Consider the following 16455-nt stretch of genomic DNA (forward strand, 5'->3'; position numbering starts at 1 on the left):
CCGTGTCACCCACCTCCGATCCACTCCTCGATGCGTGCGATCGGATCGTACAGCCCGGCGTCGAGGATCCACGTCTGCAGCTGCTTGTCGAAGCCGGTGATCACGGCGATCCCGACGAGGATGAAGAGCACGCCGACCACCCGGCGGAACCATCCGTCGGGGTCCGCCGCCCAGCCGAGCCGCCGCACGAGGCCGCGCCCGAGCAGGGCGATGAGCAGCAGCATCCCGGCGAGCCCGACCGCGTACGCCAGTACGTACGCGACGCCCTCGGCGAACGAGACGGGCAGCACCGCCGCGACGATCAGCGCGTACGTCGGGCTGCAGCTCGAGAAGACGGGGCCGAGCGCGGCGCCGGTGAGGATGTCGCCGCCGACGCTCTGCCGGCCCACCGACCGGTCGAGCGCCTCAGCGCTCCGCCGCTGGAGTCCGAGCGCGGTCGAGACGCGATCCCACAGGCGCGGGAAGAGCATGTCCACGCCCAGCAGGATCACGATCGCGCCAGAGATCGCCTGCCACACCTGCGGCGGCACGCCGAGCAGCGCCGTCGTCGCCTTCAGTGCGAGTGTGAAGAGCACGACGGATGCCGCGAGCGACGCCGCGATGACGTACGGCCGCCACCGGGCCCGGCGTTCGTCGCCGTCGTTGACGATCGCGCCGCCGATGATGACGGGAAGGAGCGGCAGCACGCAGGGCGCGAGCACCGTCAGCACGCCCGCGGCGACCGCCAGGGCGAGCGAGGCGGTCACGGCATCGCGGCTTCGAGCGATGCGACCGACGGGTCGTCGTACAGCACCACGCTCGAGATCATCTCGCCGTCGTCGTCGACGAACACGATCGTGGTCTGGAGGGTGACGCCGTACTGCTGGCGCAGATCGGTGCGGTCGTCGAAGTCGACTTTGAAGACGGTCAGGCCGTCGGGGGCGCCGTCGGCGCGCAGCTCGTCGTCGAGCGCGCGGCACTTCGGGCACCACGTCGCGTGGAAGAACAGCGCCTTGGGGCCGGCGGTCTCGGCGATGATGCCGTCTTCGTAGTCGACGTAGGCGCCCTCGGCGGGAGCCATCGGTTCGGCGGTCTCGGTCGCGCTCGGCTCGCCGGCCATCGCGTCGGGGGATTCCTCCGCCATCGGCTCAGACGCTGCGGGCGTCTCCATCGAGGTCGGCGCGTTGTCCGCCATCGGCTCGACGCCGGTCGCGCAGCCGGCGAGTGCGATGGCCGCGGCGGTCAGCACACCGACGAGCATCAGCCGGGCGCGAACTCTCGTCTTCGTCATGGCCGTCTCCCCGTCGCGGTGCGGGTCACCGCCGACACGAATCACGCTACGCCGGGCGTCCGGTCACAACGGCGATGGGCCATTACGGATTCGTGACGTCAGCGGCCGTGCCGAGCCGTCGCCAACTCGGCGGCCAGCACCATGCCGCCGACGATTTCTGCGCTCGCGCCGAGCTCGGCAGCGGTGACGACGGTGCCTGTGGCGATCATCGGACGGGCGAATTCGTCGACCGCCCAGGAGACGCCCTCGATGAACGGCGGGTGACTCGACCCGAGCGATCCGCCGATGACGACACCGGCCGGATTCAGCAGATTACAGAAGTGGGCGACGAACCTGCCGAGCGCCCGCCCGGCGTCGTTGAGGATCCGTTCCACCGTCTCATCGCCCGCATCGAGTACGGACTGAGGCTCCACGCCGGGATGCGTGATCGCGATCTGCGACCGCACGGCATCGATCGATGCGACCGCCTCGACGCACCCGCGGTGTCCGCACCGGCAGAGTTCGCTGCGACCGGGGATGCGGCAGTGCCCGATATCGCCGACGATCCCGCGTGCGCCATAGTACGGAACGCCGTTCAGGAAGAGAGCGGCGCCGACGCCGTGTGCGACTTTGATGTACAGGAAGTCCGAGAGGCCACGAGCGGCGCCGCTGCTCCGCTCGCCGATCGCTCCCAGCACGGCGTCGTTCTCGACGTGGGTCTCGACGCCGATGCGGTCCGCGATCTCGGCTGCCGGAAACAGGCCGTCCCAGCCCTTCCCCGATCGCGTCGTCAGCACCTGTCTGGTCGTCCGATCGAGAGGGCGAGGGATCCCGGCGACGACGCCGTCGACACGGGTGATGCCGTGCGCTTCCCGCAACTCCTGGAGTGATGACGCTGCGCGATCGAAGAGCGTTGTCGCATCGAGATCGGCGGCGAATCCCGTGCGCGCCACCTCGGCGCCTTGCCCGTCGGCGATGGCGACGGTGACGTGCTGATGGCCGAAGTCGATGGCGGCGACGTGACTTGTGGAAGCAACGGGGCGGAGGGTCAATCCGGGACGACCTCGGCCGGAGCCTGGCCCCTTGTCGACGGGATCGGACTCCTCGAGGAGGCCGGCGTCGATCAGTTGGCCGACGGCATGACCCACGGTGCTGCGCGAGAATCCCGTCGACTCGATGAGCTGGGCACGTGTCATCGTCCCGGCTGCCCGGACGAGTCCGAGCAGACGGGACCGCGTGTGATCCCGCGGCGATGTCGGAGGGGGGAAGTCGCTCACGGATCGACTCTAGCCACCAGCACGCGTTATTGGCCGAATCTGATCCGGATTCCCGATGATTTGGGGCACATTTCACCGTCTACGCGCCTATTTATGACTGCTATTGGCGGTAAAGGCGGAGTTCTGAGACGGATACTCGGTTTTCATTGCCAATAATTGATTCAGACCCTAGCCTCAAGGCAGTCGTTCGTCGACGGCACGGATGTCGACGACTCGCCATCACGGTTCAAGGGAGAACAAGAAGATGAAAATGAGGACGAGAATCCTCGCAGCCATCACCACCGGTGTGTTGGTGATGTCGGGCGCGACGGTGAGTGCCGGGGCCGCCCATGCCGCGCCGGGTACTGCTTCGAGCACTTCGGCAGCAGCAGCGGCGATCCCGGTGGGGGCGAGTTTCACCACGGTCGCCGACCTCGGTGTGGTCGGCAGTCAGACGTATCTGTACCAGCCGTCCGAGAAGTTCAACCCCGCGCCCATGCTGACCCCGGTGATCTTCGTCTACAGCGACCTCGGCTATGCATCGCAGGATGCCGCGCTCGACGCGCTCTCCGGGCTCGGGCTCGTCGACCTCGCCGAGCGCGAGAAGGCGGTTCTCATCGTGCAGACGCCGGTCGGCGGCGCCTGGGGTCCCGGCGACGTGACCGTCTACCAGGACGTCCTCCGCTACATCTGGGGCGGGAACACCGCTGCGAGCGGCAAGCCCGCTCTGAGCTTCTTCCGCCTCGACTACATGATCGGCGAGGGCGCAGGGGCGACCTTCATCAACGAGCACATGACACAGGCGCCCAACGTCAATCGCATCGCGGGCGTGGCGACGTTCGGCGGCGCGATGCCTGCCGTCGCCCAGGGCTCCGCGTTGCCGGCATACATCGTCGGCGGTCAGCCCGCGGCGATCGACTATTACAAGTCGGCCAACGAGGTCGATGCGCGTGTGGGCGGCCGGTTCTACAACGCCGACAACCCTGCCAAGGAAGTCATCGTGAGCAACGCGAAGAGCCAGCGCTTCGAGCCGTCGTTGATCGAGGACGCGTACGCGTCGCTGTTCAGCGGCACGGTGAGGCAGGGGCTGAGCACTCCGGTCTTCTACGACAACGCAACCACGACCGAAGACTTCACGTTGATGGAGCGTCCCGACCTCGATGCCCTGGGTCTCACCCAGATCCTCGTCTCGGGTGAAGAGACCGGTGCGACCGGCCAGCCACGGTGGTACGAGTGGGTCCCCGATGAGGTGCTGCGTGCCCAGCGGTCCGCCTCCGGTAAGACCTATCCCCTGGTGCTCGACCTCCACGGTCGCGGCGATCATGAGATCTACGAGGCTGAGAGCAATGGCTGGATCGAGCTGGCAGGCGAAGAGAAGGTGATCGTCGTCGCTCCGTTCGACACCGCCACGACGCCGGTCGTCAACATGCTCGAGGTCATCAAGGCGAAGTACCCGGTCGATACCTCGCGCATCTACATGACCGGCTACTCCGCCGGCGGGCGCGCGACGTGGGCGATCTCGTCGCTGTACCCCGAGACGTTCGCAGCGATCGCGCCGATGTCGTCACCGGGCTCCACCGTCGATGCCGGGCTTGCGGCGAAGAACGACCTCATCGATCTGCCGACGTTCTTCTCGGCGGCCGAGAACGAGCGCGATGCCGTCCAGCGGCCGAACGCGAGCTTCCCGGTGCCGCAGGTCAAGGTGTCCAACCTGAATGCACTCACCACCTACATGCGACTCAACGAGATCTCTCCGCCGACCACGTTCGACTTCGCTCAGTACGGGATCTTCGGCTTCCCCGTCGAGCAGCCGCGCGACTACGTGACGCGATGGGACTTCCTGATCACCGCCGGCACGCTCAGCGATGACACAGGGGTCCCGATGATGCAGATCGCGACCGGGCGCAATCTCGATCACACGCACTACATGGACTACGCGCCGATCGCGTGGGACTACATGAGCAGATTCTCGCGCGACACGACGACGAACGAGATCAGGTATGCCGAGGACTCCGAGCTGCCCGCGCTCAACTCGATCCAGGCGACCGGCGTCACGAAGGGCGTCGTCGTACAGCCGGCGTTCGACCCGGCCGTCACGGACTACTCGCTCGTCGTCCCGGGCAGCGTCTCGAGCCTGAATCTCAAGGCGACAGCAGCCTCGGGCGCAGCCACCGTGTCGATCGCGGGGCGTACGCCGTCCACCGGAACGGTCGTCGAACGTGTTCCGCTCGGGGCCGTCGGCACCTCAACGCCCGTCGACATCGTCGTGACCTCGGCGGACGGCATTCACCTCGCCTACCACGTGACCGTCACCCGACAGGGCTGATCGCACAGCGGTGGGCGCGGCCGGTGCCGCGCCCACCGCTTGCGCACGACCATAGACTCGCATCTATGGATGCTGCGATCGACGAGGTTCGTCTGCTCGCCGATCCGACGCGGGGCAGCATCGTCCGCCTGATCATCGAGGCCGACGCGGGCCGCGCGACCGTGACGCAGCTCGCCGTGGAGCTGGGCCTCCGGCAGCCGACGCTCTCGCATCACGTGAAGCTTCTCCACGAGGCGGGCCTTCTCGAGCGCGCACCCGAGGGCCGACGGGTCTGGTACTCGGTGCCGCCCGAGCGGCTCGACGCCGTGAGCGAGCTGGTCGTCTCGCCGCCGCAGACATCGCCCGTGGCGCTCGACCGGGTCGTCGACGATCTGACCCAGCGATTCGCCGGCACGTTCGGTCGCGAGACCGTCGAACGGTACGTGCGCGAGACCGATGACCTGTTCGCGGCCCAGGGCGTCGATCGCCGCCGCGCCTCGCGCACGGCGAGCTTCGCCGCAGACCGACTCACGGCGCTCGCCCGCGTCGAGGTCAGCGACGCGCACCGCCCCGAGGTGCTGTTCGTGTGCGTGCAGAACGCCGGTCGCTCTCAGTTGGCCGCGGGCATCCTGCGCCAGCTCGCCGGTGACCGCGTCGTCGTGCGGACGGCGGGGTCGGAGCCCGCCGAGGTCGTGCGCGGCGCCGTGGTGACCGCGCTCGACGAGATCGGGGTCTCGCTCGGCGGCGAGTACCCGAAGCCCCTGACCGACGAGGTCGTCCGCGCGGCCGACGTCGTGGTCACGATGGGGTGCGGGGACGCATGCCCCGTGTACCCCGGCAAGGTGTACCTCGACTGGCCGATCCCCGACCCTGCCGGGCTCCCGCTTGCGGGGGTGCGGCCGATCCGCGACGACATCGACGCGCGCGTGCGGGAGCTGCTGGCGACGCTCGTCTGAACAGTCGGTGAAGCGGGCGGCGTCCGCTGGACGAAAGCATAGACACTCATCTATGCTTTCATCATGATCGATTCACTCACCGTCCTTTTCGTCTGCGTCCACAACGCCGGCCGATCTCAGATGGCCGCCGGCTACATGAAAGAGCTGTCGGCCGGCCGCGTCGAGGTGCTCTCGGCCGGCTCCGCGCCGAAGGATCAGATCAACCCCGTCGCGATCGCGGCGATGGCCGAAGAGGGGATCGACATCGCGCACAACGTGCCGAAGATCCTCACGACCGAGGCGGTCAAGGACTCCGACGTCGTCATCACGATGGGCTGCGGCGACACGTGCCCGATCTTCCCGGGCAAGCGGTACGAGGACTGGGAGCTCGAAGACCCCGCCGGCAAAGACATCGTGACCGTCCGCCGCGTGCGCGACGACATCCGCGGCCGCGTCGAGGCGCTGCTCGCCGAGATCCTGCCGGCGGCCTGACGTGTCGATTCCGACGGGCGCGCAGGGTCTGCCGGGTCTCGCCTACCCCGAGGCGTCCCTCAAGCGGCTGTCGATCGAGCTGACCGAGAAGTACGCGGGAACGTTCGGAGCAGAGACCGTGCACCGCTACGTGCTCGAGTCGTACACGGCGCTCCTGCGCACCGCGAAGGTGCGCTCGCATCTGCTCGCGCAGACCACCCACTTCGTGAACGAGCGGCTCACCGCCGTCGCCCAGGCGGCGGGAGCGGCGGCGCACGACCTGCCCGAAATCCTCTACGTCTGCGAGCAGAATGCCGGGCGCTCACAGATGGCGGCCGCGATCACCACCCACCTCGCCGCCGGTCGCGTGCACGTGCGCTCCGCCGGGTCGGTGCCCGCCGACCGTCTGCACCCCGCCGTCGTCACGGTGCTCGCCGAGGTCGGCATCCCCCTCGAGGACGCCTACCCGAAGCCGCTGACCGACGACGTCGTGCAGGCGGCCGATGTCGTGGTCACGATGGGCTGCGGCGACGCGTGCCCGCTCTACCCCGGAAAGCGGTACGAAGACTGGTCTCTCGCCGACCCGTCGACGCTGGATCTCGACGGCGTGCGGAGCGTGCGCGACGAGATCATCGGTCACGTGGAGGGCCTGCTGGCCTCGCTCGAACGACGGCATTCGGCGGTTTGACGGCGTTTCAACCGGGGTCAGGCGGGCACCCCGGTTATGCGGGGGCCGAACGTCGCGTACCGTGGAGTAGCAGGCGGCCGAGCTCGCTGGCAGAGGGAGACAGCCGTGCGCATCGCCGAGTCAGCCGATTGGCGGGAGAATCTCGCGTTCGACACCCCCGTGAGTGTCGCCGAGGTCGTCCCCGGCGACCCCACGATCTGCGCCGTGTGCCGCGCCGATTCCGACCCGCGGCCGCGCACCGAGCTGTGGGCGGTCAAGCACCGCCACCCCAAGAACCACTCCGGCTACGTGCGCTTCTACTGCAGCGTGCACCTTCCCGCGGTCGACCAGCCGCCGGCAACCGCCCGGCCCGAGCGCCGCGCTCCGCGTCGCCCGGCCGCCGCACCCGAGAAGATCCGCGCCATGTGCCCCGACTGCTATGTCGAGGTCTCGGCGAAGGGCCTCTGCGGAGTCTGCGGCAACACCGTCGCCTGACCGCCGATCATCGCTCGAGCGACACCGGCGGCAGATCGAACCACCGCAGGTGCTCGAAGTCTTCGCTGAGCCGCTCGTCGGCCACGTGCGGCGCATCGCCGTCGGCGGCGATGTCGGGGAGCGATGCGAACAGCGCCCGCGCTTCGGCGAGGTGCTCGGCCAGGATCGATTCGGGCGCACGATCGTGGTGTCGCGGATACGTCAGGCGACCGTCGGCGTCGTACGCCAGCTGCGCGAGCCGCAGCGGTGGCTCGACGAGCCCTGATTCGTGGCGCCACAGCCCGGTGTCGGGCGAGAAGCGGTACTGCGGCAGCAGCTCGTGGCCGTGGTCGGCGATGAGCGAGACGGCCTCGACGATGTAGTCGAAGACCTCGTCGCTGATGAAGTAGTTGAAGCTCACCCGCACCCACCCGGGCTTGATTCCCTCGCACCCGCGCGTGATCTCGCGCTCGAACTCGTGCGAGCGCGCGAGGTCGATGCCGAGCAGGCGGTGGCCGTACGGGCCCGCGCACGAGCAGCCGCCGCGGGACTGGATGCCGAAGAGGTCGTTGAGGATCGCGACGACCGCGTTGTGGTGCAAGTACCGCCCGCCGGGGCGCGTGATCACGAACGACACGATCGACAGGCGATCGGCGGTGGGACTGCCGAGGATCTGGATCGACGGATGCCGTCGCCACGTCTCGAGCGCGCGATCGAGGAAGCCGAGCTCGAGGTCGTGGATCGTGTCGACCCCGACCGCGTCTTTGAGGGCGAAGACGAGACCTGCGCGGATCGACTCGATGATGCCGGGCGTTCCCGCCTCCTCCCGGTGCGCGGGGTCCTCGATATAGCGGTGCTCGAGCGGATTGACGTAAGCGACCGTGCCGCCGCCGACGGCCTCGGGCACCGAGTTGGTGAGCAGGCGCCGGTTCACCACGAGCACGCCCGGGGTGCCGGGACCGCCGATGAACTTGTGCGGCGAGAGGAACACCGCGTCTTCGTTCGACGCATCGATGTCGACGTAGGGGCCTGCGGCCGCATAGTCCCAGAAGGCGAGCGCGCCGTGGCTGTGCAGCAGGTCGGTGATCCGCGCGGTGTCGGTGAGGATGCCGGTCACGTTGCTCGCGGCGCTGAACGAGCCGATCTTGAGCGGCCGTTCGGCGAAGCGCTCGAGCTCTGACGCGAGCGCTTCGCAGTCGACGTGGCCGTCGGCATCCTCGGGGATCGTCACGACGTCGGCGATCGACTCGCGCCACGGCAGCTCGTTGCTGTGGTGCTCGTAGGGCCCGATGAAGACGACGGGGCGATCGGATGCCGCGATGCGAGCCGACAGGCCGTGCTCGCGATCGAGATCGGCCGGGAGGCGCAGGCCCAAGATGCCGACGATCTTGTTGATCGCCGCGGTCGAGCCGCTGCCGGTGAAGATGACGACCGTGTCGTCGGTGCCCTTGACCGCCGCATGGATGATCGCGCGTGCGTCCTCGCGGAGCCGGGTGGTCTGCAGGCCCGTGCCGCTGGACTCCGAATGGGTGTTCGCGTAGCGGGGGAGCACCTCGTCGCGCACGAAGTCCTCGATGAACCCCAGCGCCCGCCCGCTCGCGGTGTAGTCGGCGTAGGTCACCCGCCGCGGACCGAACGGGCCGTACATCACCTGGTCGTCGCCGATGACCGCCTCGCGGATGCGCGCGACGAGAGGCGACGGTGCCGACGACATGCTCAGCAGGCTACTCGCCTCTGCCGACAGGCGCCCGGGGTCAGTTGAGAGCGGAGGTCAGCCGCGCGACTCCGTCGAGGAAGGTGGCCTTCGCGGGCTCGCGCTTCCACTCCTCGAGGGTGAGCTCGCGCCCCTTGTCGCGGTAGTCCTGCTCGACCGCGCGCATGTCGCGCACGAACGACTCGCCGCGCACGAGCATCGACAGCTCCATGTTCAGCGTGAACGAGCGGATGTCCATGTTGCTCGACCCGATGACGGCGATGTCGTCGTCGATCGAGAAGTGCTTCGCGTGCAGGATGAACGGCGCCGGGTACAGGAAGATCCGCACTCCTGCCTCCAGCAGCGCCTGGTAGTACGAGCGCTGGGCGTGGTAGACGAGGCCCTGGTCGCCGATCTCGGAGACGAACAGCTGCACCTCGAGCCCGCGCTGGCACGCGGTCGTGATGGCGTAGACCATCGCCTCGTCGGGCACGAAGTACGGGCTCGTGAGGATCACGCGCTCGGTCGCGCCGTGGATCAGTGAGAGGAAAAGGCGCAGGTTGTTCTCGGTGGCGTACCCCGGCCCACTCGGGACGATCTGGCACGTCACGGCGTCGGACGAGGAGACGACGGGGATCGCGGAGGCGGCGACGTGCTCGGCATCCAGCTGCTCGCCGGTCTCGATCAGCCAGTCCGAGAGGAAGACGGTGTTCACCTGCGCGACGGCGGGGCCGGTGACCGTCGCCACGAGTTCCTGCCACTTGAGTCCGCGCTTGATGTTCTTGGGTGCGTTGTAGGTGCGGTCGATGAGGTTCTGCGAGCCGACGAAAGCGATCGCGCCGTCGACGACGACGAGCTTGCGGTGGTTGCGCAGATCCGGGCGCTGGTACTTGCCCTTGAAGGGCATGACGGGCAGCATCCACGCCCACTTCACGCCGATCCGGTCGAGCTCGGCGAAGGTCTCGTCGGCGTTCGCGACGCGCCGCGAGGCGACGTGGTCGGCCAGGAGCCGCACGGTCACGCCGCGCTTCACGGCAGCCTCCATCGCGGCGAAGAAGCCGCGGGTCGTGTCGTCCCACGACACGATGTAGAACTCGACGTGGACGTAGCCCGTGGCGGTCGCCATCGCCTCGGCCATCGCGTCGATCGACGCCTCGTAGCCGTCGATGAGCGCCACGGCGTTGCCGTCGGCGGCCGGCAGGCGGGTGAGCGTGGTGTTCTGCTCGACGACGCGTTCGAACCAGCGCGGCCAGGCAGCGGCATCCGCCTGGGGGATTCCCGCCGCAGCCGTCCGCTCGTGGATGATCGCGTCGATCCGCGCCTGCTCGTCGCGCCGCTTCTTCGGGAGTCGGACGCTGCCGATCAGCAGATAGAAGAGGATGCCGATGAACGGCAGCGCGAAGATCAGCAGCAGCCACGCCATCGCCGCGGTGGGTTTGCGGTCGCGTGGGATCAGGATGAGCGCCGTGATGTTGATCGCGAGGACGACGAGGGCGGTGAGAACCCACGTGAGGTTCGAGGAGAGCAGCGGGTCCATCGGGACGACTTCCGTTCGAGACGCGGGCCCGGGCATCGGGTAGGTAGAGCGTAGCGGCAGGAACGACCGCGGCCGCGGCATCCCGAAGGATGACCGCGGCCGCAGCCGTTCGGGCGACGGGCTCAGCGCACCGTCGTCTTGTTGAAGTTCTTGCCACTCCCATCCGGCTTGTAGTTCTTCTCGACGTTGCCGGCGGAGTCGACCGAGAACCAGTTGATCTGGGTTCCGGCGGCCACCGTCAGCGTCTCGGCGCCTTCGCGCAGCCCCGCGGTGCCGTAGAGCGTCGACTCGTACGTCGGCGTCGAGCCGTCGAGGGTGTAGAACACCGACGCCGTCTCGCTCGTCGTGAACGTGACGTCGACCATGCCCGCCGTCGTGCTCGGCGCGACTGCCACCGTGCTCGTCGGGCGCTGGTGATCGGTGTCGAAGTCGTGCGCGACCTGCATGAGCTCGATCAGACCGTTGGCGAACTCCTGCGATTCGGCGTGCGCCGACGCGCCGGTCGGGTTCTCGCTCTCGAAGGGCGGCTGGAACGTGGTTCCGACCTCGAAGTTCCAGGCGTAGATCCCGTGCTTGTACCAGAGCATGTCACCGGAGTTGCCGGCCGCCGAGTACAGCACGTCCGAGATCGGGCCGGTGCGGGCCGGGGTCACCGACATGCCGCGGTACCGCTTGATCTCGGTGAGGATCCGCGACGACGCACCCCAGAAGAACGACTCCTCCTCGAGGGTGGGGCGCGGTGCCGAGATCCGGCCGTCGGCGATGTACGCGCCCGGTGACCACATGAAGTAGTTGCCCGAGCTGTGCAGGTTCATCGAGAACTTGATGTTGGGGTTGTTCTCGGCGATCCAGTCGACGTTCGCGCTCTCGGGCTCGCTGAGCTCGGCCGGGCCCGCGTACGTCCCGCTCGTGCACGACGCGGAGGCCCCGTCGTACCCGTCGAACAGGCTGTAGACGTCGTAGTTGCGGTTGTTGTCGACGCCCCAGCTGTTGCGGGCCCCGAAGTCGGCGCTGCCGGTGAGCGGGCAGTGGTTGGTCATGTTCTTGCGCTGCGACGCGAAGTCGTAGAACGAGTAGTGACCGCCGTCGGGGTTGATCGACGGCGCGATCCAGATGTCGAGGTTGTTCACGAGCTTCTTCGTGTCGGCATCCTGCGCGTAGTTGCGCAGCAGTCGCTCGGCAGCCTCGATCGCCACCAGCGGCGGGACCCACTCGCGTGCGTGCTCCTGTGCGTACGCCATCACACCGGGCTTCGACCCGTCACGGGTCTTGCCGATGCGGATCGCGTACACCGGGTGCGGGTCGCGCGAGACCGAGTCCGGTGCCGAGAGTCCGTCGCTGAGCGCGGTCACGGCGGCCGGAGCCACGATGCCGAGGCCCGTGCTGCCGCGGTACGTGTAGGCCACGATGAGGGCGGATGCCGCCGGGCTCGCGTTCAGTGCGGACACGACCTGCGAGGCCGTGCTCGTGAGGGCGCCGGCGGCATCCGTCGCGAGCGACACGGTGACGGCGTTCCCGGTGACCGACACCGAGAGCGGCGCGTTCGGGGCACCCGGGTTGGTCAGCGCGACGGTGACGTCGTTGCCGCCCTCGTGGCCCCATGCCCGCGAGTCGATCGCGACGCGGCTGGCGTTGGCACTGCCGAGCACCGCCTGCGCGAGACGGCGGTAGCCGTTCGTCTCGTTCGGCAGTTCGACGATCTCGGAGATCTCGGGGAACTCCGCGGCGAGCGCCTGGATGCGGTCGTACAGCTCGGTCGGCGTCAGATACGACGTGATGAAGTCGGTCTGATAGTTGGGGCCGCCCGCGCCCTCGCCCTCGATGGGCAGCCAGTCGTTCACCTTCGCGGTGGCGACGTCACCCGTGGGGCTCGTGATCTGGATGGTGTCGGGTCGCGTCGTCACGGTGGCTGCACCGCGGTGGTAGAGGTAGACGCCGGCGTCGACGAAGCGGCTGATGTTCTGCGTGCCGCCCGAGCCCATCGCGGTTCCCGCGCCGCTGTCCCGCTGCACGGTGAGGGCGGCGTTGCTGGTCTGACCGTCTGCCCATTTGGCCTCGACCGACAGGTAGCCCACGCCGTAAGAGGTGTAGTAGTCGGCGCGGATGATCTTGACGTCAGAGACCTCGGCGGCCTCGGCCGCGGCGGCGAACTCGGTGTTCGCGGCGACCGCCTCGGCGATCGTCGCCTCGCGCTCGGCGAGGACCGCTTCGGTGTCGCCCTCTTCGTGCACAGAATGACCGATGGCGAACCCGCGGGCCTTGAGGGCGGCGACCTCGCTCGGCGAAACCACCGCGTGCGCGGTGAGCGTGCCGTCTTCGTTGATGTGCGCGGCGTGGTCGAGGTCGACCCCGGTGGCGACGAGTCGGTCGAGCGCGGTGTGATCGGGCAGCGTCACCTCGACGACGCTGACCTCCTCATCGGCACTGCGCATGAGTTCGGGAAGCTCTTCCGAGCCCATCGCCGGCCCGATCGGCGAGAGTGCGGTGAGTGTGAGCCCGAGAATCGCGGCGGTGACCGCGGTGCCTCCGAGCAGTCTTCTTCGTGTTGCGAACAGCATCGAAACATCCCCCTCCGTGGACGCGCGCACGGTGTTGTGCGAGCGGTGACCGAAGTGATGCGGGGTGAAACGATGCGTCACTCCGTCGGCACCGGTTCCGGTGCCCGCGGTTGCGGGACGGGTGGGTGCGTGTGCCCTGTCTATCGGGTGCGTCGACGGCAGGTCAAGGATTTCTGCCAAGCGGAATGGATGCTGAGTTCGCAAGTTGCATGAGAAACTTCTCATCTCGGTGACATCATGCAAACTTCCGCGGTTGTGCAGTCGAAACCCGACAAGTCTGCGGCGAATCGAGGGCGCGGTGGAGACCGCTGCCGGAACAGCCCGGCAGCGGCCTCGCACTCCTCGCGGTGCTCGCGTCGTCAGTCGGCCCAGTCGGCGAATGCCGGAGGCTGGAAGGCGACGCCGGTGAGGAAGTCCTTCAGCAGGATCCGCCACACGTACCACTGGTGGCCGCCGTTGACGAACGAGGTCGAGACGTGGATGCCGGCATCCGTGAGCAGGCTCACCTCATTCGCGGGCCCTGTGTGACTCTGGTTCCCGTTGATGCTGAACCCGACTGCGTGGATCACGTCCTGGTAGCCGCCGCCGACGAAGACCTGGACCTGTTTCAGTGCGGCGATCTGCTGCTCGGTGAGCACGGTCCCCGGCGGGAGCCCCGCCGACATCATTCCGTAGTAGCCGAACTCGGAGGTGTTGAAGAGCATCAGCTGGTTCGTCCGCTGGCCCCCGGCCGACAGCCCTGAGAAGGCGCGATCCGCGGCATCGGTCGAGACGTTGTAGTTCCCCTCGATATAGGGGAACACCGTTCCGATGAGATCGGCGCGGAACGCCGCGTTCGCAGTGGAGGGCGCGAACCCGGTGCCGTTCGGCATGACGACGACCATCGGCTGGACCTCGCCGGTGTCGATGAGGTTGTCGAGGATGTTCGCCATCACGCCCTGCGTGCTCCAGCCCATGGCGTCTTCGCCGCCGCCGTGGCTGAGGTACAGCGTCGGGTAGGGCTGGGCGCGGTCAGGGTCGTAGCCCGGCGGCGTGTACACGACCAGATAGTTCTCATTGACGGGATTCACGTGCCCCGGCGACGCGTACCGGATGAACTCCAACTCGCCCTGCTCGTCGTTCGGCGCCTGCCACGAGTAGTCCACGGTGTCGAACTTCGGATCGGACGGCACGTAGACCTGACTCATCGGCACGCTCGACCCGTTCGGCACGCCGTCCACGACGTTCCACGCGGGGTTCGCCGGGTCGGGGGACTGCGTGCACCCCGTGCCGTCTGCCGTCGCGCAGTCGAGGAAGAACCCATATGTGAAGGTGCCCGACGGCAGTGGAATCGTGTAGGTCCACACCCCGCTGTTCCCGCGCTCGGTCATGTCCGCGAGCGGGAAGTTCTGGTTCGTCGAGTTGGGGAACGCGATCGGCACGTCGCCGGGCTGCCACTCCTGCGGCGTGAGCCCCGGAGTCTGGATGATCGGATTCGCCGGTGTTCCCGCCAGTTGGGGGAGGTCACTTGGACGCTCGAAGTACCACTCGCCCTTGATGCGGACGCTCTCCGCGTCAGGTGCGTAGAGCTGGAAGGTGACTTCGTAGCCCGTCGGGGCCTTCCCGGTGTGCTTCACCACGGGCGCGAGGCTCGTGGTTTTCGGGGCAGCGGCCACGACGGTCGAGTTCGCCGGCGATGCTGCGGCCACGCCCATCGCGACGAGGAGGCAGGTGAGGGCGGAGGCCGACACCGCCTTGGCCGTGCGGGTCATGAGCGACCGCCGGATCGACATCTCATCTGTCCTTGTCATGATCGCCGCGCCTCAGTTGGCCCAGTCGGCGAATGCCGGGGGCTGGAAGGCGACGCCGGTGAGGAAGTCCTTCAGCAGGATCCGCCACACGTACCACTCGTGGCCGCCGTTGATGAAGTTGGTCGAGACGGCGATGCCCGCGTTCGTGAACGCCGTCACCTGACGCGCGGGCCCGGTGTGGGACTGTCCGAAGCCCACCGCGTGGATCGGGTCCTGCCAGCCGCCGCTGATCTGGATCGACTTGTCGCGCAGCGCCACGGCCTGAGCCTCGGTGAGCGTGTTGAACGCGGGAGGAAGGCCGGCGCTCATCATGCCGTAGTACTGGAACGTCTCGGGGTACTTGAGCATGAACGAGTTCGTCACGATTCCGCCGGCTGACAGGCCCGCGAACGCGCGGTCGGCGGCATCCGTCGACACCGCGAAGTTCGCCTCGACGTAGGGGAGCATGTTGTCGATCAGGTCGCGGTCGAATGCCTCGTTGAACGTCGACGACGGGTACCCGCCGTTGTTGGGCATGACGACGACCATCGGCTCGATCTGGCCCGTGGCGATGAGGTTGTCGAGGATGTCACCCGCGGCGCCCTGCGTGGTCCAGTCGGTCTCGTTGCCGCCGCCGCCGTGCTGGAGGTAGAGCGTCGGGTATGGCTCGGCGCGCTCGGCGTCGTAGCCCGGGGGTGTGTAGATCGTGAGGTAGTTCTGGTTCGCCGGCGTCACGTGTCCGGGCGAGCTGTAGACGTGATGAGTGATGGAGCCCTGCTCGTCGGACGGCGCGAGCCATGAAGCCTCGACGGTGTCGAACGCGGAGTCCGACGGCACGAACACCTGGCTGCTCGCCTGGCGCGTGCCCGGGAGCGTCTCATCGGCGGCATCCCAGCCGAGGTTGCTCGGGTCTGCGAGTTGGGTGCAGCCGGTGCCGGCGTCTGATGCGCAGTCGACGAAGTAGCCGTAGCTGAAGACGCCCGAGGGGAGCGGTGTCGTCCACTCCCAGACGCCGCTGTTGCCGCGCTCCTGCATGTCGATGACGGGCCAGTTCGCCGCCGTCGCGTTGGGGAAGGCGATCGGCACGTCGCCGGGTTGCCAGTCGGCGGGGAGGATGCCCTGCGTCTGGACCACGGGCGCAGCCGGGGTTCCGGCGAGCTGTGTCAGCTCGCTCGGGCGCTCGAAGAACCACTCGCCCTTGATCTGCACACGATCCGCATCGGGGGCGTACAGCGAGAAGGTCGCGGTGTAGCCGGTGGGGGCCTTGCCGGTGTGCTTGATGACCGGCGCGAGGCTCGCCGCCTTGGGCGCCTGGGGGGCGGCGGCGGGGGTCGCCTGGGCTGCCCCGGCGACGCCGACGAGCGCTCCGGCGAGCATCAGGGCGAGAACCGGGGTGAGCGCGGTGCGACGCAGCCGCGGAGGGGGAGACATCATCGTCGGGTCCTTTCTCGGCCGGCGGCATCGCGCGGCGCTGAGTTCAACTTGTGTACGCAGAGTGAACCAGGGACCTGGAGTAGAAGTCAACCAATTAACGCATTAGG

At 68.2% G+C, this 16455-nt stretch carries 13 protein-coding genes; 5 read left to right on the top strand and 8 right to left on the bottom strand.

Going from position 1 to position 16455, the window contains the following annotated elements:
• Window positions 1–5: 5 nt before the first annotated feature.
• The 3 genes from FFS15_RS05530 to FFS15_RS05540 form a co-directional block, all read right to left on the bottom strand.
• A complete protein-coding gene (locus FFS15_RS05530) occupies window positions 6–746 on the bottom strand; it encodes a cytochrome c biogenesis protein CcdA (protein ID WP_137844014.1) in 741 nt (246 codons plus the stop codon).
• On the bottom strand, window positions 743–1270 hold the full coding sequence (locus FFS15_RS05535; protein WP_137844015.1) for a thioredoxin family protein: 528 nt from the start codon (window positions 1268–1270) through the stop codon (window positions 743–745). The genes FFS15_RS05530 and FFS15_RS05535 overlap by 4 nt, the downstream gene beginning before the upstream one ends.
• 98 nt (window positions 1271–1368) lie before the next feature.
• The gene (locus FFS15_RS05540) at window positions 1369–2526 is read right to left on the bottom strand and encodes an ROK family transcriptional regulator (RefSeq protein ID WP_137844016.1); all 1158 of its coding nucleotides are present in this window, start codon (window positions 2524–2526) and stop codon (window positions 1369–1371) included.
• Window positions 2527–2776: 250 nt separating this feature from the next.
• On the opposite strand from FFS15_RS05540, the gene FFS15_RS05545 reads away from it, so the two are divergent.
• The 5 genes from FFS15_RS05545 (at window position 2777) to FFS15_RS05565 (ending at window position 7378) form a co-directional block, all read left to right on the top strand.
• Window positions 2777–4831, top strand: a complete 2055-nt coding sequence (locus tag FFS15_RS05545) for a cadherin-like beta sandwich domain-containing protein (RefSeq protein WP_137844017.1) — start codon at window positions 2777–2779, stop codon at window positions 4829–4831.
• Window positions 4832–4896: 65 nt separating this feature from the next.
• The gene (locus FFS15_RS05550; RefSeq protein ID WP_137844018.1) at window positions 4897–5766 is read left to right on the top strand and encodes a metalloregulator ArsR/SmtB family transcription factor; all 870 of its coding nucleotides are present in this window, start codon (window positions 4897–4899) and stop codon (window positions 5764–5766) included.
• 63 nt (window positions 5767–5829) lie between these two features.
• On the top strand, window positions 5830–6237 hold the full coding sequence (locus FFS15_RS05555) for an arsenate reductase ArsC (RefSeq protein WP_137844019.1): 408 nt from the start codon (window positions 5830–5832) through the stop codon (window positions 6235–6237).
• Window position 6238: 1 nt separating this feature from the next.
• Window positions 6239–6904: an arsenate reductase ArsC gene (locus tag FFS15_RS05560; protein WP_349290451.1), complete on the top strand. Its 666-nt coding sequence runs from the start codon at window positions 6239–6241 to the stop codon at window positions 6902–6904.
• Between the two features lie 105 nt (window positions 6905–7009).
• Window positions 7010–7378, top strand: coding sequence for a glucose-6-phosphate dehydrogenase (locus tag FFS15_RS05565; RefSeq protein ID WP_137844020.1), 369 nt, complete (start codon window positions 7010–7012; stop codon window positions 7376–7378).
• A 7-nt stretch (window positions 7379–7385) separates the two neighbouring features.
• On the opposite strand, the gene FFS15_RS05570 is transcribed toward FFS15_RS05565, so the two are convergent.
• The 5 genes from FFS15_RS05570 to FFS15_RS05590 all read right to left on the bottom strand — a co-directional run bounded on the left by FFS15_RS05570 (window position 7386) and on the right by FFS15_RS05590 (window position 16348).
• Window positions 7386–9071: an aminotransferase class V-fold PLP-dependent enzyme gene (locus FFS15_RS05570; protein WP_137844021.1), complete on the bottom strand. Its 1686-nt coding sequence runs from the start codon at window positions 9069–9071 to the stop codon at window positions 7386–7388.
• A 40-nt stretch (window positions 9072–9111) separates the two neighbouring features.
• Window positions 9112–10587 (bottom strand): cardiolipin synthase, encoded by a 1476-nt coding sequence (cls, locus tag FFS15_RS05575; RefSeq protein WP_137844022.1) that lies wholly within the window; start codon window positions 10585–10587, stop codon window positions 9112–9114.
• Between the two features lie 122 nt (window positions 10588–10709).
• Window positions 10710–13145 carry a M14 family metallopeptidase gene (locus tag FFS15_RS05580; RefSeq protein WP_212743114.1) on the bottom strand — a complete coding sequence of 812 codons (2436 nt, stop codon included), beginning with the start codon at window positions 13143–13145 and terminating at the stop codon, window positions 10710–10712.
• A gap of 359 nt (window positions 13146–13504) precedes the next feature.
• Window positions 13505–14917, bottom strand: a complete 1413-nt coding sequence (locus tag FFS15_RS05585; RefSeq protein WP_212743115.1) for an alpha/beta hydrolase-fold protein — start codon at window positions 14915–14917, stop codon at window positions 13505–13507.
• Between the two features lie 30 nt (window positions 14918–14947).
• The gene (locus FFS15_RS05590; protein WP_137844024.1) at window positions 14948–16348 is read right to left on the bottom strand and encodes an alpha/beta hydrolase-fold protein; all 1401 of its coding nucleotides are present in this window, start codon (window positions 16346–16348) and stop codon (window positions 14948–14950) included.
• Window positions 16349–16455 lie beyond the last annotated feature (107 nt).

Source organism: Microbacterium sp. 2FI (genome assembly GCF_005502885.1).
GTDB lineage: Bacteria > Actinomycetota > Actinomycetes > Actinomycetales > Microbacteriaceae > Microbacterium.